General features: G+C 66.7%; 11 protein-coding genes and 1 pseudogene. 4 read left to right on the forward strand and 8 right to left on the reverse strand.

All coding sequences use genetic code 11. The features are described from left to right. Positions 1–2: 2 nt before the first annotated feature. The 4 genes from ACWGH0_RS30870 to ACWGH0_RS30885 are packed head-to-tail and all read right to left on the reverse strand — an operon-like array spanning position 3 to position 5,248. Positions 3–992: a UDP-glucuronic acid decarboxylase family protein gene (locus ACWGH0_RS30870; protein WP_453407567.1), complete on the reverse strand. Its 990-nt coding sequence runs from the start codon at positions 990–992 to the stop codon at positions 3–5. Then, positions 989–2,308 carry a UDP-glucose dehydrogenase family protein gene (locus ACWGH0_RS30875; RefSeq protein ID WP_453407568.1) on the reverse strand — a complete coding sequence of 440 codons (1,320 nt, stop codon included), beginning with the start codon at positions 2,306–2,308 and terminating at the stop codon, positions 989–991. The genes ACWGH0_RS30870 and ACWGH0_RS30875 overlap by 4 nt, the downstream gene beginning before the upstream one ends. 10 nt (positions 2,309–2,318) lie before the next feature. After that, entirely contained in the window at positions 2,319–3,368 is a 1,050-nt protein-coding gene (gene galE / locus ACWGH0_RS30880) for a UDP-glucose 4-epimerase GalE (RefSeq protein ID WP_453407569.1), read from the reverse strand. 50 nt (positions 3,369–3,418) lie between these two features. Continuing rightward, positions 3,419–5,248: a glycosyltransferase family 2 protein gene (locus ACWGH0_RS30885; protein WP_453407570.1), complete on the reverse strand. Its 1,830-nt coding sequence runs from the start codon at positions 5,246–5,248 to the stop codon at positions 3,419–3,421. Between the two features lie 152 nt (positions 5,249–5,400). Between ACWGH0_RS30885 and ACWGH0_RS30890 the strand changes: the two genes are divergently transcribed. Further along, positions 5,401–6,102, forward strand: a complete 702-nt coding sequence (locus ACWGH0_RS30890; protein WP_453407571.1) for a TetR/AcrR family transcriptional regulator — start codon at positions 5,401–5,403, stop codon at positions 6,100–6,102. 257 nt (positions 6,103–6,359) lie between these two features. On the opposite strand, the pseudogene ACWGH0_RS30895 reads toward ACWGH0_RS30890, so the two are convergent. Beyond that, positions 6,360–6,626, reverse strand: a pseudogene (locus ACWGH0_RS30895) (DDE-type integrase/transposase/recombinase); the annotation flags it as partial. An 864-nt stretch (positions 6,627–7,490) separates the two neighbouring features. On the opposite strand from ACWGH0_RS30895, the gene ACWGH0_RS30900 reads away from it, so the two are divergent. From ACWGH0_RS30900 to ACWGH0_RS30910, 3 genes are all read left to right on the forward strand, one after another. Continuing rightward, complete coding sequence (locus ACWGH0_RS30900; RefSeq protein ID WP_453407572.1) at positions 7,491–10,616, forward strand: EAL domain-containing protein; 3,126 nt, start codon at positions 7,491–7,493, stop codon at positions 10,614–10,616. A 72-nt stretch (positions 10,617–10,688) separates the two neighbouring features. Then, entirely contained in the window at positions 10,689–13,955 is a 3,267-nt protein-coding gene (locus ACWGH0_RS30905; protein ID WP_453407573.1) for an amino acid adenylation domain-containing protein, read from the forward strand. Continuing rightward, the gene (locus tag ACWGH0_RS30910; protein ID WP_453407574.1) at positions 13,952–14,740 is read left to right on the forward strand and encodes a leucyl/phenylalanyl-tRNA--protein transferase; all 789 of its coding nucleotides are present in this window, start codon (positions 13,952–13,954) and stop codon (positions 14,738–14,740) included. The genes ACWGH0_RS30905 and ACWGH0_RS30910 overlap by 4 nt, the downstream gene beginning before the upstream one ends. Before the next feature lie 259 nt (positions 14,741–14,999). Here the strand turns inward: ACWGH0_RS30910 and ACWGH0_RS30915 are convergent, their stop codons facing one another. The 3 genes from ACWGH0_RS30915 to ACWGH0_RS30925 all read right to left on the reverse strand — a co-directional run bounded on the left by ACWGH0_RS30915 (position 15,000) and on the right by ACWGH0_RS30925 (position 18,357). Further along, positions 15,000–15,917, reverse strand: coding sequence for a helix-turn-helix domain-containing protein (locus tag ACWGH0_RS30915; protein ID WP_453407575.1), 918 nt, complete (start codon positions 15,915–15,917; stop codon positions 15,000–15,002). 717 nt (positions 15,918–16,634) lie between these two features. Then, the gene (locus ACWGH0_RS30920; protein ID WP_453407578.1) at positions 16,635–17,696 is read right to left on the reverse strand and encodes an HTTM domain-containing protein; all 1,062 of its coding nucleotides are present in this window, start codon (positions 17,694–17,696) and stop codon (positions 16,635–16,637) included. A gap of 94 nt (positions 17,697–17,790) precedes the next feature. Further along, positions 17,791–18,357: a DUF5819 family protein gene (locus ACWGH0_RS30925; protein ID WP_453407576.1), complete on the reverse strand. Its 567-nt coding sequence runs from the start codon at positions 18,355–18,357 to the stop codon at positions 17,791–17,793. Between the last annotated feature and the right edge of the window lie 360 nt (positions 18,358–18,717).

Below are 18,717 nucleotides of genomic sequence, written 5' to 3' on the forward strand. Positions count from 1 at the left end.
TATCAGGCCTCCACGGGCTCCTGGCGCGACTGCGAGTAGTACGAGGCAGGAGCCATCCGGGGACGGGGCCGGTCGTTGAACCACGCGACCGTGCGCCGCAGACCCTCCTCGATGGGCACGAGAGGAACCCAGCCGAGCTGGTCACTGGCGCGGGTGATCACAGGCCGACGGCGGGCCGGATCGTCGACAGGCAGCGGACAGTACTCGATCCGCGAGGACGACCCGGTGATGGCCAGGACGAGTTCCGCGAGTTCGCGAACGGTGCGCTCGCTGGGGTTGCCCAGGTTCACCGGGCCGCTGAGATTGCTGTCGATCATCGCTGTGATGCCGCGTACGAGATCATCGACGTAACAGAAGCTGCGCGTCTGGGTTCCGTCGCCGCACACAGTCAAGGGCTCGCCGGCCAGTGCCTGCCGCACGAAGGTGGACACCACACGGCCGTCGTACGGACGCATTCGCGGACCGTAAGTGTTGAAGATCCGCACGATGCCCACGTCGACGCCAAGGCTACGCCGGTAGGCCATGGACATGGCCTCCGCGTACCGTTTCGCCTCGTCGTAGACGCTGCGGGGGCCCACCGGATTGACGTTGCCCCAGTAATCCTCGGGCTGGGGGTGCAGTTCGGGGTCGCCGTAGACCTCGCTGGTCGATGCCAGGACGAAGCGGGCACCGTGCATCTGCGCCAGCCGCAAAGCGTTCTCCGTACCCCGGCTGCCGACCGAAAGCGTCTCCAGCGGCAGCCGGTGGTAGTCGGGCGGTGAGGCCGGACTCGCGAGGTGGGCCACAGCATGCACCGGTCCCGGTACGTCGAACGCCGTGGTCACATCGCCTCGGACGAGCCGGAAGCGGTGGTCGCCACCAAGGTGGGACACGTTCTCCGTTTCGCCGGTGCAGAAGTTGTCCAGGCACCAGACCGTGTCCCCCCTGCGGAGCAGGGCTTCGCACAGGTGGGATCCCAGGAACCCTCCGCCGCCGGTCACAACAACCTTCATGGTGTTCCTCCAACAGGGCGGCCGAGTGCGTGCAGCGACCAGCCGGCCGAGCGCCAGGGTCGTGCGTCGAGGGTGTTACGGGCGTCCAGGAGCAGAGGGGTGCGCACCACGCCGGCGAGCTGGCGGGGTTCGATGTCCCGGTACTCCGGCCAGGACGTGAGATGCAGAACCAGATCCGCGTCCTCGCACGCCTTGGGGATGTCCAGGGCGTAGCCGAGGCCGGGAAAAGCGGCGCGTGCGTTGTCCAGGGCCTGCGGGTCGTGCACCCGCACCCCGGCCCCTTGCTGCCGTATGGCTGCCGCGACTGCGAGGGCGGGCGAGTCGCGCACATCGTCGCTGCCCGGCTTGAAGGAGGCTCCGAGTACGCCCACCCGGCGCCCGGCGAAGGACCCGCCTGCGAGTCGCCTGGCCAGTGCTACCGTGCGCCGCCTCTGCCGGACATTGATGCGGTCGACCTCGTGCAGGAAGGCCACGGCCTCGCCCGCCCCGATCTCCTCGGCCCTGGCGGCGAAGGCCCTGATGTCCTTGGGGAAGCAGCTTCCGCCGAAGCCGAGACCCGGTTCGAGGAAACGTGCGCCGATCCGGGAGTCCGCGCCGACGGCTCTTGCCAGGACCGTCACATCGGCGCCCGCGGCGTCGCACACCTCCGCCATCGCGTTGATGAAGGAGATCTTGGTCGCGAGGAAGGAGTTCGCCGCGACCTTGACCAGTTCCGCTGTGGCGGGGTCGGTGCTGAAGAACGGCACGCCCGTGCTCAGCATGGGTGCGTACACCGCCCGCAGGGCCGCCTCGGCGTGCGCGGAGGTGACGCCCACGACGATCCGCTCCGGTCGCATGGTGTCCTCCACCGCGGAGCCCTCCCGCAGGAACTCGGGATTCCAGGCGATCTCGGTATCACGACTGGCCGCAGCGAGCCTTCGCCCCAGCCGGGCCGCCGTGCCCACCGGGACGGTGGACTTGCCCACGACCAGGCTGCCGGGACGCAGATGTGGTGCCAGGCCGTCGATGACGGCGTCGACGTAACGCATGTCGGCGGCCTCGCTGTGAGGGCGCTGTGGAGTGCCAACACACACGAAGTGCGTCCTGGCGAACGAGGCGCCGTCGGCGAGGGAGGTGGAGAACCGTAGACGCCCGGATGCGACGTTCCGGGCGAGAAGTTCGTCCAGGCCGGCCTCGCGGATGGGCGCCCTGCCGGCAGACAGGGAGGCGATCCGATCGGCGTCGATGTCGATGCCGAGGACCTCGTGGCCGATGTCGGCCATGGACGCGGCGTGCACCGTTCCGACATATCCGGTGCCGATCACTGTCATCCGCATGACGTCACTCCTAACGGTGTGCCCGCCGGGCGGTCCCGGCGTAGCCATGGGGGTTGAGCTGCTGGAATAGCCAGGCGTCGCGGCACATCTCGGCCAAGGTCCGGGTGGGGCGCCATCCCCAGGCTCGTGCCACCGCGGTCGCGTCCGCGACGAGTTCCGGCACGTCACCGGGGCGGCGGGCCACGATGTCGTACGGGATGGGGGTGCCGCACGCCGTACCGAAGGCGGCCGCGACCTCGAGGACCGAACGGCCGATGCCCACGCCGAGGTTGTAGGTGTGCATGCCGGGGCCGTCGGCGAGGTGGTCCAGCGCCACGCGGTGGGCCTCGACGGTGTCCATGACGTGGATGTAGTCGCGGACGGCGGTTCCGTCCGGGGTGGCGTAGTCGTCGCCGAAGACGCGGAGCCGGTGGCGCTGGCCACCGGCCACCTGGGCCAGGTACGGCATCAGATTCTCCGGTGTGCCACTGGGATCCTCTCCGATCAGTCCGCTGGGGTGAGCGCCGACCGGATTGAAGTACCGCAGAGCGAGCACCGTGAACTCCGGGCGCCATCGGCACACGTCGGTGAGGAGCTGTTCACAGGCCCATTTGGAGGCCGCGTACGGATTCGTCGGGCGGGCGGGGGTCGCCTCGTTCAGTGGGCCGCGGCCGGCATCGCCGTAGATGGAACAGGAGGAAGAGAACACCAGTTGGTGAACTCCATGGTCGTGCATCGCCCGCAGCAGAGAGGTGGTGCCGCCGATGTTGGTGTCGTAGTACTCGACAGGCATCCGCGTCGACTCGCCCACGGCCTTTTGCGCGGCAAAGTGTACGACAGCGTCCACAGAGTGGCGGTCGAAGACGGCCGACAGGGCGCGTCGATCACAGATGTCCAGCTCGTACACGGCGCCGACGAACCGGCCGGCGATCCTTTCCACGCGGGCGAAGACTTGCGGTGCGCTGTTGGAGTAGTTGTCGACGACGATCAGCTCGTAGCCGTGGTCGAGCAGTTCGACGCAGGCATGGCTGCCGATGAAGCCGGCACCGCCGGTGACGAGGACAGTTGACGGTGAGTTCATGGGCCCGGCTCCTTCTTGTACGGGCGCGCTTCGGTCCCTGGTCACGGCACTCACCAGCCCAGGACGGCGGCGGCGTAGGCCGGATAGAAAACGATGGCCGCGGCAACGGGCACCGACGACAGGAGACCGAGGGTGAGGGACAGACGGGCCGTGCGCAGAGCGGCTGTGTACCGCAGGCCCGATGCCTTGGCCGCCTCCCGCACATGGAGTACGGGCACGGCGACCGCGACCGCGGCATAGGTTGTGGCCGCGAGGACACAGAGGAAGACATAACCTGCCGAGGGGCTGGTCAGCTCGCCCAGCAGCGCGATCGAGGAGAGGGCAACGGCGAGTCCGTCGAACGGGAGGGTCAGCCGGGCCAGCAGCGGCTGCGGCCCGCCGCTGACCTTGGGAGTCACTTTGAAGGTCACGGGGCGATGGCGGGCCTTCTGGACGACCGCACCGAATAGGCCGCACACCACGAACGGCCAGCGGGCGAGCGCGAACAGCCACGTCTCCCAGCTGATCAGTGGCGCGGTGCGGGGCCGGAACAGTCCCCGCCGACGCATCATGCACAGCGTCAGCACCAGCCACACGGGCATCGACCAGAAGTGAATCAGGAAGTCGAAGTAGTTGACGTTCATCCATGGCAGCCCGGTGATCACTGCGATCGGCGGGAGCGCCAGGCCGGCGACGATCATGAGACCGAGGAGCGGGTAGTACGCCAGGGCGTAGCCGAAGCGCAGCCGCAGGACGAAGGGCAGCCGTCCGAGGTGGCGGGGCAGCAGGTCCAGCAGCATGGTGGTGAGGCTCCGGGACCACTGGTACTCCTGCGTGACCATGTCGGCGAAGTTGAGCGGCCCGTCCCCGTGGGCTTCTGCGTCGATGGCGAACGCGCCGTGCCAGCCGGCCGAGTTAAGCAGGTAGGTGGTGGAGAAGTCCTCGGCGAGTTCCGGCCCGAGGCCGCCGATCTGCCGCAGCGCACGGGTGCGTACCGCGTAATGCGAACCGATGCACATGGGCGCGAGTCCGTCACTGTGGCCCAGCTGGACAGCCCCGTGCCAGACGGCCTCGCGGTGCTGCCGGCCTCGTGCGGCCCACGACGCCGCGTCGGTGGAGTCGCAGATGCTGGGCGCGGCGACATAGCCGATGGCGGGATCGCTGAACGGACGGACCATCTCAGCGAGATACCCCGGAGCGGGTACGTGGTCGCAGTCGAGCTGTGCGACAACCGCGTAGCGCCAGTACCCCCAATGGTCATAGAAGTAGGCGAAGTTGCCTTCCTTGCAGCGGGTACGCCGCGGCCATTGCGCGCGGTGGTACGGGGCGACTCCGCGCCGGCAGGAGATCGTGACCTGGTGTCGGCGGCACCATTCCTCAATTTCCTCGGTGGGGGCCTCGTCGCACAGCCAGACGTCGTAGGAATGCGGGTATGTCTGGGCCAGCATTGCTTCGAGCGTGTGCCGAACGGTGTTCCACGGCTCCGCGGGGGCGCGGGTCACAGCGAAAGCGACCGCCAGGGAGGGCACCGGCAGGGCCGGGTTGACCCGGCGAAGCCGCATCGCAGTGGCGAAGAAGTAACAGGGCAGGCCAGTGAGGTAGAGCAGAAGGACGCTGTTGACGATCAGTCCTGCCCAGCCCGCTCGGTGCTGTGGCTGCAGCCACCACGACCAGAACCATATGAAGGATGCCGCCCAGCCCACCGTGATCGCCACCAGGGTCGCCCGGTCGCGCGCCGGTAGCGCGGGCACGAAAGTCGTGGGGCGGACAGCGCGCACCGTGTATGGGCGCTCGAACGCAGGTCCAGCGTCATCCACCCGCACTACGTTTCCGTCCGAGATCAGCGACAGGTGCTCCTGCACCCTCGTGATGTCCACGGATTCCGGCCGGCTGCGCGTCATAGTAGGACGCTCCTGTGTAGGGCAACGCCGTAAGTTAACGGTGTCTGAGTACGACGTATATGTACGACTTTGCGACTACTATTTTCAGGTGTCAAGGGCCGACGCCGCAGCAGATCGACGCAACAGATCACTGGAGAAAGACGGAGGCGGTCATGCCAGAAGAAACGGGCGACGGCCGGGGGCGACGGGCCAGCGACCGCGGGCGATACAAGCGCCTTAGTCGAGAACGCGTGCTGGCCACGGCGTTGGAAGTGGTCGACCGCGACGGCCTGTCCGGCCTGAGCATGCGCAAACTGGGGGCAGAACTGGGCGTCGAGGCGATGGCCCTGTACCGGTACGCCCCCAGCAAGGACGCGCTGCTCGACGGGCTGGTCGAGGGATTCTGCCAGGAGGTTCACCAGGAGCTGGACCAGCACCCGGGCACCGGGCTTGCAGCGGCGGACTGGCGCCGCGAACTGCACCGCATCGCGCTCGCCACCTACCGCGTCGCCCTGCGCCACCCGCACGTCGTGCCACTGCTGGGCACCCGCCTGCTTTCCACGCCGCTGGCCCGCAGACCCGTTCCCGTACAGCGCGGCGACGAACGCGTCCTGGCGCTGCTGCACGACGCGGGACTCGAAGAGCACGCGACCGTGAACATCCACCGGTCATTCACCGCATGGCTGCTCGGATACCTCCTGGTCGAGCTGCGGGCCATGGACGACGCACCGGATGAACCCGACCCCGCCTTCCGGCTCGGCCTACATCGCATGCCAGCGGCGGAACTGCCACGACTGCGGGCCACCGCCGCAGCCATGGCCGGCCGCGGAGGCCCCGACGGGCTGGCCGCGGGTCTGGACGCCTTGCTGGGGTGACGCTCCGACGGAGGTAACCCCGGAGTGTGGACACAGCGATTAATGCTACGAGTGAGAGCCTCGCTGTCCTGTGGCACGGCCGTTCGAACTGCATGGGGAGAGGTAAGCGAGCGCACTGTGGCGTCGGCGGGCTTTGCATAGGTAGTACGAAGGGTTTCCACACTCGCCTGTCCCTTCGTCGCGAAGAGTTTCCCATGCGTCGTCTCTCGCTTCAGCCCTTGCCAGAAGCTCTCGGCCAAGTCGTAGCTCGAGCCAACCCTGCCCGTGCTCCTGCGGATGCTGTACCGGCTGCAGACCTGGGCGAACGCAGCCGAGGTGTACTGCGTTCCACGGTCCGCGTGGAAGACCACTCCGGCAGGTTGCCTGCCGCGAGCCGTGATTGCCCGAAGCGCGTCGATGACGAGCTCGGCCCGCATAAGCAGCGCCAGCGAGTAGCCGAGTACCTGGCGCGAGCGGATGGAAACGCAGGCGAGGCAGAGCAACACGGCTCTGACCTGCATGTATGTGATGTCGCTGCACGACCAGCGCGCCGGCCGGGATGTTCCACTGGACCAGGTCCGCCACCGGCGGCACGAGGCGGTCCGGGATCGTGCTGCGCTTCCTCTTCCGCAGGCGGCGGGCGACGATGCCGTGTCCGCATGAGCCTGAGCGCCCGCTTACGGTGGACCGTGCGACGGAAGCCGCAGAAGTCGGCATGGACGCTCAGCGCGCCGCAATTATCACGGTGTTCGGCACGGGTTTGTCGTATCTCTCCTCGGCCATGGCGGCCTCGGCGGCCTGCCGGGCGTCCCGCGCCTGGGCGCCGCGCTCCATCAGCAGTAGCCAGAACGGGAGACCTCCAGCACCCGGCATGTCCACTTGATTCCGAACATCTCGGTGTGTGGGCGGAGACGCAGTCCCAAGCGGCGGTCTTCACTTCCTCTCCCGGGCAAAAGAGGCGGCTGCCCGTCGCGGGATCTCCCGCTCGAGCTGCCATTCCTCCGCCTTGGCCAGCCTGGCTTTCTCCGCCCGCACCTCGGGCCAGCTCGGCCTCAGAGTCCTGGACCCTGGCGCGGTACCTCTCTCCGTGAGCGTGCGGGAAAGGTCCATCCGGGTAAGCTGGATGGAGGACACGCCGTATTGGCGAGAAGGAGTCCGTAAGCCCGGAGATTGAGAATTCCGTTGGCTTCGTATACCGACAGTTGCGTTCCCAGGCGACCACGGCCGATCCCAAGCCCAGCGTTCTCCTTATGCCAGCTCCCAGCCCGTCCCGCAGGCTGGCAAGTGACGCCCGGTGCCGTTCGCCCATATCGTCCACCAGATAAGTGGCCCTCCCAGGAGGTGGGGTGGGGGTGAACCCACTACCGCGAAGCCAGGCTGCTATGGCCACCGTCACTACATGTGTAGTCGTGCTGGCCGCGCTTTATTACACATTTCCGGAACAGCGGCTGATTTTCGTAGGCATAGGAGCGACCGGCGTTATCGGCATTGTTCTTGGTGTCATTCTGATCCGTCCGGCGCACCGACTCCCTTGGCTGCTGCTTGCCGCTGGAAATGCCACCTTCGCTGCAGGGGAAGCCGCCCAGATCATCCTTATAGAGACGCACCCCGAGCAGCTGCCGTTTCCTTCGATCGCCGACGGCTTCTATCTGACGGCATACCCGCTCTATGCGGCCGGGCTGCTGGGCTTCGTCCATTGGCGCACGGGGTGGCGTGATCGCGCGAGCCTCGTCGACGCTCTGACGCTGACAGTTGGCCTGGCACTGCTGTCGTGGGTATTCCTCATTGAGCCGTACGCCCACGTCCCGGATCTCACCTGGGTACAGAAGGCATTCTCCATCGCCTATCCGCTCGGGGACATCCTCGTCCTGGCGATGTTGCTGCGCTTGCTCGCCAGCCGCGGCGTCAAGTGCCTCTCGCTCATGCTGCTCACCGCCGGCACCGTCGGCCTGCTCGTCGCAGACGTGGCTTACGGCCTCATACAACTGCACGGGACCTGGCGCACGGGGACTGCAGTCGAGTTGGGCTGGGCCGTCCTGTACGGCGCCTGGGCTGCTGCCGCGCTCCATCCGTCCATGCGGTCGCTGACCCAGCCGGTGCCATGGCGCGGCGAAACCGCCAGGAGTCGGCTGGTCCTGCTCACGGTCGCGTCGCTGATCGCGCCGACGATCCTCCTGACGGAGGCAATGCGCGGTGTCAGCACCAACGTCGGCGTCATCGGGGTGTTCTCCGCCGTGCTCTTCGTCCTCGTGCTCTACCGCCTGGCGGGCGTGGCCGCGACCCACCGGCAGGCGGTCGGCCGGGAGAAGGTGCTGCGCATCGCGGTGTCGTCACTGGGCGGAGCAGGAAATCTGCGGGATGTGGCCGCCGCCGCCCACTCCGCGGTGACGGAGCTGATGCCGCACGGCCCACCGAGTTCCGCGCTGCTCCTCACCGCGGACAACACGCTCTGGGTAAATGGGGCGCACAGCAGCGTGCACGGACCCGTGGCCGCACGGGGGACCGCACCCGCACTGGACCTGACCGTCACCGCGTCAGGCGAGAACCGCCTGGTGACCCTCGACGACCTGGGGCCCTATCTCGCCGACTGTCTCACGAGCTGCATCGAGGAGTCGCCCCCCACTGGCCAGGCACTCGTCTGCCCACTCGCCTCGCAGGATCACCCCTCGGGCAATCCGCGGATCGGGGCGCTGATCGTGGCCGGGGACGAGCAGGACCTGCTCGTCTTCCGCGAAACGCTGGGGACTCTCGCCACACAGACGGCACTTGCCGTGACACGGGTCGCCCTCGCCCAAGAGGTAAACCGGCGCAACAGCGAGGTGTACTTCCGCACACTGGTGCAAAACGCCTCCGACGTCATCCTGATCCTCGACGACGACGACCGTATCCGTTACGCAAGTCCCTCCGCCGACCAAATGCTCGGTGTTCCGGATTTAGAGGGCACCCACCTCATCGATCTGGTGCCGCCGCAGGACAGCCGCGCGGTGGTCGAAACACTCGGCCGGATACGGAGGCGTCAACACCAGAACAGGCGCGAGCACTGGCGAATGATCCGCACCGACCGGGCAACCATCGAGGTCGAGGTGAGGTGGAGCGACCTACGCGCGGAGGCAACCGTCGGTGGGGTGGTGCTCACCCTGCAGGACGTGACCGAACAGCGCAAGCTCGAACGTGAACTCACTCACCAGGCGTTCCATGACTCGCTCACCGGCCTGGCCAACCGCGTGCTCTTCCAGGAACGGGTCAACCACGCACTGACTCAAGCTCAGCGCGACGGCACCGTGGTCGGCGTGCTCTTTGTCGACGTGGACGACTTCAAGGTTGTCAACGACATACACGGCCACAGCGTGGGCGACGAACTCCTGGTCGCGCTGTCGCTCCGACTGTCGACCACCGTCCGCGCCTACGACACCGCCGCGCGCATCGGCGGCGACGAGTTCGCACTGCTGGTGGAGGGTTCCATCGCGCCGACAGGAGTGGATCGGTTCACCGAACACCTGATGACCGTGTTCACCGAGCCGTTCCGGCTCAGTGTGGGGCCGGTGAGCACGTACGCGAGCATCGGCGTCGCGACGACGGAGGACAGCATCGACTCCGTCGAACTGCTGACACACGCCGACCTCGCGCTGTACGCGGCAAAGACTGCGGGCAAGCGCCAGTGGCGCCACTATCACCCCGACCTGCAGAGCGGCATGGCTGAACGCGCGAAGTTGCAGGAAGGCCTGGACAGTTCACCGATCGACACTTCCTTCATGGTCTTCTACCAGCCCATTGTGGAACTGACCAGCGGACAGGTTGCCGGCTTCGAGGCGCTCATCCGCTGGCCCCACTCCACGCGCGGCATGGTGCTGCCGGAGCAGTTCATCACGCTGGCCGAGGAGAGCGGGCAGATCGTCCCGCTCGGCGCCTGGGTGCTCAATCAGGCCGCAGCCGAGGCAGCCCGGTGGCAGGGATCGGTGCAACGCGACAAAACGGGTGACTTCATCCAACCCTACGTCAGCGTCAATGTGTCGCCGCGTCAGTTCCGGGATGCGGAGTTCTACCACGTGATCCGGCGCGTCCTGGATCTCTCCGGGATCCAACCGTCATCTCTCGTACTCGAACTGACCGAGAGCGTCCTGATGTACAACGACGAACGCATTCTGGCCGAAATGAGATCGCTCACCGACCTCGGCATCCGCATCGCGATCGACGACTTCGGAACAGGCTACTCGTCACTGAGCTACCTGCGGGAGTTCCCCATATCGATCCTGAAGATCGACAAGTCGTTCGTCGACGAACTCGGGCGCTCATCAGCGCAGTTCGCCCTCGTCGAGGGCATAACGCATCTCGCAGACACGCTCGGCCTGACGGTGATCGCCGAGGGAGTGGAGGACGTGAGGCAGCAAGAGTTGCTGACTTCCATGGGCTGCCGGTTTGGCCAGGGATACCTGTTCGCCGAGCCGGTCAGCGCCGAAGAGGCGGAGCAGCTCCTCCTCGCACAGCCGCTCGGCCTGGCCAGTTTGCCTGACACGCCTGCGGATTGGGATCGGTGATGGCCGCGGCCTGTCCCGCAAGGGCGCAGGACACAGGACGCCTGAGGGCGTGCGCGAGGTAGGAGACCTAAGGTGACCGAACATAAGGACGCTCCCTCAGAGCCGACTGCGCCGTGTGTCGTGCTGCGCAACGACGAAGAGCAGTACGCGATCTGGCCCGCAGATCGCCGGGATCCGCACGGGTGGAGTCGAGTCGGCGGGCCGGCATCCGCCGCGTGGTGCGGGAGCCTGGTCGACCGCTTGTGGACCGACATGCGACCCGCGAGCGCACGCGCCGAGCGGCGGGCCCCGAGATCCAGGCCCAAAACCGTGCCGGAGCTGGTCCACGAGCAAGCTCGGCGTGAGCCGTCCGCTCTCGCAGTACTCTCGGACAAAGGCCATCTCAGCTACGCAGAGCTGACTGCCCGCGCCGACCGACTTGCCCACGAGTTGCGGAAGTCGGGAACCGACACGGAGTCCGTCGTCACCGTATGCCTCGACCGCGTGCCCGAGCTGATCGTCGCGCTGCTAGCGGTGCTGAACTCCGGCGGTGCGTTCCTGCCGTTCGACCCGGCGACTCCGCGCCATCGGATGGTCGAACTCATCGGGGAGACCCGCTCACGCCTCATCATCTCGGGCCGCGAGCACGCCCCGATGTTCCGCGGGTGCGACGTGCGTATCGTCGACGCCGGGCAACCGGCCACGCAGGCACCGCGCGAGGGACTGCCGCCACCACGCGGTCCCCGGCCGGACGACCTCGCCTACGTGATCTACACCTCCGGATCCACCGGCCCTCCCAAGGGTGTGATGATCACACACCGATCGCTGACCCACTCTCTCACCGCGGTCGCCCGAGCATACCGACTGACGCCCGGCGACCGGGTGCTGCACGCCGGCGCGCTCGGCTTCGACACCTCACTGGAGCAAATCTTCGCCACGCTGATCAGCGGGGCGACGCTCGTCCTGGCGGGCACATTGACGTGGGCACCCACCGACCTGCTGCGCCGCCTCCCGGAGCACGGGATCACCGTCGCCGACCTGACCCCCGCCTACTGGCAGCAGATCGCCTCCCTCGCGGACCGGAGCAATAGCCTCGCGCCGCTGAGACTCGGCATCATCGGCGGCGAAATCAGCACCGCGAAGGACTGCCGCGCCATTCTGCGACGGATGCCCGACGCGCGGCTCGTCAACGCCTACGGACTCACTGAGACCACCATCACATCCACGCTCTGCGACCTGAACGAGGAAGTGCTCGCCGCACCGGACAGTGCTGTCGCCCCGGTCGGCAGCCCTTTGGAAGGGAATCACATCCAGGTACTCGACACCGAACTGCAACCGGTGCCGCCGGGCGAGCACGGCGAGATATACATCGGCGGCCCAGGATTGGCGCGCGGAATCTGGAAGCGCCCCTCTCTGACCGCACAGCAGTTCCTGCCCGACCCACACAACCCCGCACCGGGCGAGCGGATGTTTCGCACCGGAGACCTGGGACGCTGGCGCTCGGACGGCAACTTGGAGGTCCTGGGCCGAGTCGACGACCAGGTGAAGATCCGCGGGTTTCGGGTCGACCCGGCCGAGATCGAAACCACCCTCGCCACCCACCCGGAGGTCGGCCAGGCAATGGTTGTCGCTCGAACGCGCGACAACGGCGACCGACACCTCATCGCCTACTACACGTCGACCGCGCCGACGACCGGCGACGAGCCGGCGCTGCACCCACGGCTGCGATCGGCACTCGCCGAGGTCCTGCCTGGCTACATGGTCCCCACAGCATTCCACGCGGTGGAGCAACTGCCCGTCGCGCCCAGTGGAAAGCTCGACCGCAGAGCCGTACCGGAACCCCCGACCGCGACACCGACGGCTGGCGCCGACGACCGTCCGGTGCCGCAAGGGATGGCCCAGTTGTGGGCCCACATCCTGGGTGTGGAGTACGTGCGACCACACGACGACTTCTTTGAGCTGGGCGGCAACTCGCTGCTGGCCACGGAGATGCTCGCCCGGACCCGCGTCATATTCGGCATCGGCGTCACGCAGATCAGCGACCTGACCCGATCCCTGCTGCGACAACCGAAACTCGCTGCTTTCACCGAGTCCGTGCGACAGGCACGTGCCGGCACACTGGCCCACTCCGTAGGCGGAACCGTCGACTTCGCCGCCGAAACCGATCGACTCTTTCCGCCGGTAGGCCGTGACGCGCCGGCTCCGTGCCCCGGGCGCCCCGGCGACGTCCTCCTCACCGGGGCGACGGGGTTCTGCGGCGCATTCATGATCGACGAGCTGCTGCGCACTGCGACGGGGCGGATCTTTTGCCTGGTCAGAGCCTCCGATGAGCAGCAGGGCATGGAGAAGCTCCGCGCAAGCCACAAGCGGTACGTCTTCAGCGATCTGTCCAGCGCGCGCGTCCATCCGGTCATCGGCGACCTGGGGAAGCCAGGGCTGGGGCTGCCTCCCGACCGGTTCGAGGAGCTTGGGTCAACCATCGACGCCGTCTACCACTTCGGCGGTCAAGTCAACTTTATCTACCCGTACCACGAGTTGCGCGCGGCCAACGTCGACGGAACACACGAGATCGTCCGCCTCGCCGCCGACAGGGCCGTCCCTGTCCACTTCACCTCCAGCATGGCGGTGCTCGCCGGATTTGGCCCCGCCGGAGTGCGAGAGGTGACGGAGAGCACTCCGCTGCGCTTCCCCGAGTATCTGTCGGTGGGATATGTGGAGACCAAATGGGTCGCCGAGGCGCTGCTGAAGAAGGCATCCGAGGCGGGCCTACCGGTCGTCATCTATCGCCTGATGGACATCGCGGGCAGCAGCGGAACCGGTGTGATGAACACCAGCAGCGAGTTGGCCGCCCTCTTCGCCTTCATCGCCCGGACCGGGCTGTGCCCCGACGTCCAGCTGCCGCTGGACTTCCTGCCGGCTGACCACCTCGCCCGCGCAATCGGACACATCTCCACCCACTATCCCGCTCGCGGAGAGGTCTACCACCTCACCAATCCCCGTCCCACGCTGCTGCATTCACTCGCTGGGGGACTGCGCCAGCGTGGTTACCCGATCCAGGAGGTCCCGTACACCGAGTGGATCTACGCTTTGGTGAAGTACGCGGCCGGGCACCCCACCGACCCCATAACCCCGTTCGTTCCGCTCTTCGTCGACCATTGCAGCCGCGCCGACATCACCGTGAGCGAGATGTACTTCCAGGGCGTTTTCCCAAAGTTCACCCGCGACAATGCGGAACGGGCGCTGATGGAGGCCGCAATCGATGTCCCGCCGGTAGACGCCCAGGTGATTGACCACTACATCGACTACCTCCAACAGGCCCACTGCATCCGGCCGGTGAGCAGGCAAGGGCACACAGCGTGAACCGCTGTCCGGACTGGGAGGCACTGGACGTACTGGGAGCAGCGCCCGACGGTCCAGTGGCCTTCTGCACCGACCTCAGTCCAACCAGTCTCCTGGCGGCGTACCGCGCCGGACTCTATCCATTCCCAACATCCGATGACTACAGCCGCATCCGCAACGAAGTGGTCTACGCCGACCAGGTCGAGGTGGGCCGTATCCCCCTCATAGGGCAGCAATCGGACGACCCCTACGCAGTCTCCTGGTGGTCGCCCGACCCCAGGCCGGTATTGCCCGCATCGGCCGCGCACCTCAGTCGCAACCTCGCCCGGCGGCTGCGCAACCAGCTGCCGTGGTCGACCAGTCTGAACCAGAGGTTCGAGCAAGTCGTCCACGAATGCCGCGCCGACCGCAACCCGCTATGGCTCACCGAAGAACTGATCGCAAGCTTGATCCGCCTGCACGAGCTGGGTCACGCTCACAGCCTCGAGGTATGGGAGGGCAGCGATCTGATCGGTGGCGTCTTCGGCCTCCAGGTCGGATCAGTCCTCAGTCTGGACTCGATGTTCTTTCACCGTCCCGGTGCCTCGAAAGTGGCCGTGTCCGACCTCGCATCGCGCTTCGCACAGGCAGGCGGCGTGCTGCTCGACGCGCAGCGGGACAGCCCGCACGTCCGCAACCTGGGTGCCCTTCTCGTACCGAGAGAGCAGTACTTACGACACCTCCGCCGCACCGCGCGCTACGTTCTCCCGATGCCCAGTGCCACTTTGCCTGCCCGGCGCCTCGCCCAGCCGACGGGATCACACTGACCTGTCGCGCCGCCACCCTGATCACCCCCGAAGGCCCATGCCCGGTCAACCTCTGCATCGCCTATCGAATGCGGTTCGCACGCAGCGGGGATCCGTAAAATGTGGACGAGGCGTGGAGGCAGGCCGCGCGTCCCTCCGGGCGATGCCCGACGATCACTCCGCCGGGCAGGTCGATACCTCGCCGTCGGCTGGTCAGGTCGACGCGGTGGGTACCGGGGCGGGTTCACCACGTCCGGCACCACGGGCAGCGTCTGGGAGATCAACAAATCGGGTGACGGCTGGTACTCGCACGGTCTGGTCGCGGGCAAGGGCGACAGCTCGCTGCGTTGACGTACGACTTGGTGACGTCGGTGATGAAGTCCCGGCTGCTGTGGGGGTTGAGGGCCCGGGCTTGGAGGTGGTCGTACATCACGCTGTAGTGCTGGACGTCGGATAGTTTCTGCAAGTAGAGATCGCTATTGAACCGCCCCAGATACACCACCGAGTCGGGACTGTCGGCGAACTGCAGGATGGAGAACTGTCCCGATAGGCCCGGGTGGGCTCCCGCGGTGTAGGGAAGGATCTGCACGGTGATGTGCGGCTCGGCGCCGATGGCCTCGAGGTGCTCCAGTTGTTCTCGCATGATGTCGGGGCCGCCGACGACGCGGCGCAGGGCCGACTCATCTAGGACGACCCACAGACGCAACGGGTTGGCTGGGTCGTAGATCCGGTGCTGGCGGCGCAGCCGCACCTTGAGACGGGTGGCGGCTTGTGCGGCCGTGGGCAGAGGGATCGTTTCGGCAATGACGGCGTGGGCGTAGGCGGGAGTTTGGAGCAGGTTGGGGATCGCCAAGGGCTCGTAGGTGTGGATCGTGGCAGCGTCCGCCTCGAAGCCGATGTAGACGCTCTGGGGGATGTCGCCGTAGACGTTCCACCAACCCGGCTGCGCGCATTCCCTGGCCATCCGCATCAGTGAGTCGATGACCTGCTGGTCCGTCACTCCGTAGATCGCGCACAGATCTCGTACGTCGCGGGCGCTGATGGTGCGACGTCCGTTCTCCAGGTGACTGATTTTGGGCTGAGAGACCATGAGCCGCTCTGCCACTTCCGTGCTCTTCAACCCACTGGCCTGGCGGAGCCGGCGGAGCTCGGCTCCCAGGCGGCGCTTCCTGACGGTGGGATTACTGTTCGCCGCCACGGGCGGTGTACCTCCGGCTCCAAGTCACTCTTCCAGACCGCAGATTGCCATGGAGCAGGACTTGTCGATCACGTGCCGTGCCGTCGTGTTTGTGGACTGTCGAAACGGACGCTTACATTGGCATTTGCCCCGGGAAACCATGCCTTCGCGGTGGGCTCCTCTCGCCGTGGCGGCGCGCAAGCACCTGATGCGGCCCCGGACCGCAGGCGCTGCAACTGGAGCAACCGTGTGGATCTCCGCATGGCATGCCCGCTCGTGCCGCCCGGTTGCGGTGCCACTGAGCCCCCTCCTACTGGCCGCGGTCACGCATGCCCACGACCCCAAGGAGCACCGGACGTCGCACCCGCCCCATGGGCCGGAGGTCACCGGATGCAGGAACCCTGACCTGGCGCCGGCCCGGACAGCGCTCGCCCGAACGCTGCCTGTTACCGCCGTGCGGAGCCCAGGTCCACGCATGCGGGAACTCGGGAAGTGCGGCAGACGCTAAGAGTGAGGCAGTTCGTGGGCAGCGCGGGGACTGAGCCGGGCAGCGAGCACATCCAGTGCCGCTACGAGTACCTGCCTTGCTTCTCTCGCGCTGTCATGCACCGCGCCAGGAAGCCGTCGTAGCTCATGATTGACTCTTCTTGGATTAATGGAAGGGGCGCAGGGCGCGTCTTCGTCTTCTGCCGACAGTCGAGGGGCAAGGCGGAGCCGCTGTGGCAGGCAGTGTTCTGGTCACCGCGCCGCGGCACTCCGTGTCGTCGCCGACACCGCTCCTTGCTGCGCCGGCACCGGCGCGGATACCTGACTGAGTGAGGCATCCGCATCTCCGGCACCGATGCGTTGGGTAGCGCGTTTACACAGCCGCCCCAGAAAGCAGTAGAAGCGATCGGGCAGGAATACGGCGTCCGCGACGATCATGGCACCGGAGAAGAGAGGCAACCCCATGAGCACCGCGATACCGATGTGCATGCACAGCAAGAGGGCGAGGACGGGGTATTTGAGCCGGCCGAAGAGCACGAACGGGAAGGCGACCTGCAAGAGAACCGTCATGTAGCAGGCGAGGGCGATCGCGAGCGGGTACTGGTCCACGAGGTGGGAAAGTGCGGGCCAGGGCTGAAAGAGTTCGAGGTTCAGAGCGTAGTGGAGAGCGGTGCCGTTGCCCCAGGTAGCGCCCTGAACTTTGTACAGGCCGGTTGATCCGTAGAGGAAGCAGACCTGGGCCGCGATGACGAAGATGCCGCAGTTGTGCACCACGGTGATCAGACAGGTGCGGGCGTCGCGGAGTTGCCGTGGCAAAAGACTGCGCACCGGTTCCGCCGTGCCGCCCGCACGAGTCGCTTTGATCCGTACTCTGCGTGCGTCCAGGGACCAGTGCCGGCCGCATGCGGTGAGGGTGAGGTAGAGCGCCATCAGGAGGATCAGGTTGTCGCCGCCGTCCGTCATGAAGATCGATCGGGCATGGAAGGAGATCACCACGACGGCGAAGAGGACGGACAGCAGGCGGGTGCGCCAGCCCAGCAGGAACAGTGTGGACGTGACGAGGGCGGTCGCGTAGCAGAGTTCGAAGTAGGTGCGGCTGTCGGACAGGGTCAGGATGCTGTTCCACCCTGTCTGGTCGAAGAGCTGTCGCGCCAGCGCGGGCGTCCAGGGGGAGCTGGGGCCCCAGATTTCGTGGCGGTGCGGGAACTCGCGCAACAGGAAGATCAGGTAGAGCAGTCCGTAGCCGATGCGCAGCACCGACGCGGCGTACAGGGACACCGGCCGACCGGTCACCAGGGCCCACAGCGTGCGCATCCGGTCGATGGCCCATCGGGCAGCGCCAGCAGGCACGGTCTCTCCAGTCGTGGGCCTTGGGGGCGCTGGTGTCGAGACGGTCTTGGGGGTCTGTTCATTTCCCATGGGTGGTCACCTTCCACCAGGGCAGGAGCCGGGTCTCGGCGGGCGTACGCGGGCCGCTGGTTGGCGTGCCGGGCGCGGGGACGGGCTGTGTGATTACACGAAGCTGAATGAAGTCGAACGTGCCGCCGTTGTGGGCCGTGACGCGGTCCGCGGCGATGTTGCTCAGATACTTCTGGATCATTACAGCGCGTTGCGTGCGTGCCTTGTCGTCTCCTGCGTGTGTTTCGGTGTAGGAGGTCCAGGCGCGGCGCAGTAGGTTCTGCGTCGTGTGGCTCGGGAACGGGTTGCGCTCGACTGCGGAGTTGTCTACAGCGGTCAGGTCGAACCAGTCGCTCACCTTGACCGATCCCTGGGCACCTGTGTGTGCGGTTCTCACCTGAATTTTCCGGTTGACGGAGTCGGGGTCCGGGGCGAACAGGCGCCAGTTCTGTTCGAAGTAGGGGTACACCCATGCGTTGATCGCCGTGGTGTATCTCTTCGAGACGGTGTTGGCTGGTGCCACGTGAAGGAACACGAGGACGACGTGGACGAGAGTCGTGAACAGACACAGGATCACGGCGGTGCGTAGCCCTGCCTTCAGTACGCGGGCACCCCACTGCCGTCTCCCTTCGGCGCCCCCTTCGCTCTCACGTCCGTGCGGGACCGAGCCAGTATCGGACTGCGGGAGTTCCCTCACGTCTGCTGATCTAATCGCGCTCGACACCGGTCACCTTGTCTTTCCCAATTCAGCCACTTGCGCCTGACATCTTTCTGACTGTCACTGATGGTGCACGGCGGATTCGATGAGGAATCCGCCGTGCACCATCAGTCGATGAGCGGGCCTGCGGCAGCGTGCTGTCTAGCCCTTGTGGCTCGCCGGCTTGTTGCCGTAGCCGTAGCTGTAGACGTCGTCCTCGTTGCCGTGGTCGGGCTTGCC

The sequence above is a fragment of the Streptomyces sp. NPDC054887 genome, assembly GCF_053610585.1.

Coding starts and splice junctions, on each gene's coding strand:
- ACWGH0_RS30885 (WP_453407570.1), bottom strand. CDS start 5,248: ATGACGCGCAGCCGGCCGGAATCCGTGGACATCACGAGGGTGCAGGAG.
- ACWGH0_RS30875 (WP_453407568.1), bottom strand. CDS start 2,308: ATGCGGATGACAGTGATCGGCACCGGATATGTCGGAACGGTGCACGCC.
- ACWGH0_RS30920 (WP_453407578.1), bottom strand. CDS start 17,696: ATGCGCACGCTGTGGGCCCTGGTGACCGGTCGGCCGGTGTCCCTGTAC.
- ACWGH0_RS30870 (WP_453407567.1), bottom strand. CDS start 992: ATGAAGGTTGTTGTGACCGGCGGCGGAGGGTTCCTGGGATCCCACCTG.
- galE (WP_453407569.1), bottom strand. CDS start 3,368: ATGAACTCACCGTCAACTGTCCTCGTCACCGGCGGTGCCGGCTTCATC.
- ACWGH0_RS30890 (WP_453407571.1), top strand. CDS start 5,401: ATGCCAGAAGAAACGGGCGACGGCCGGGGGCGACGGGCCAGCGACCGC.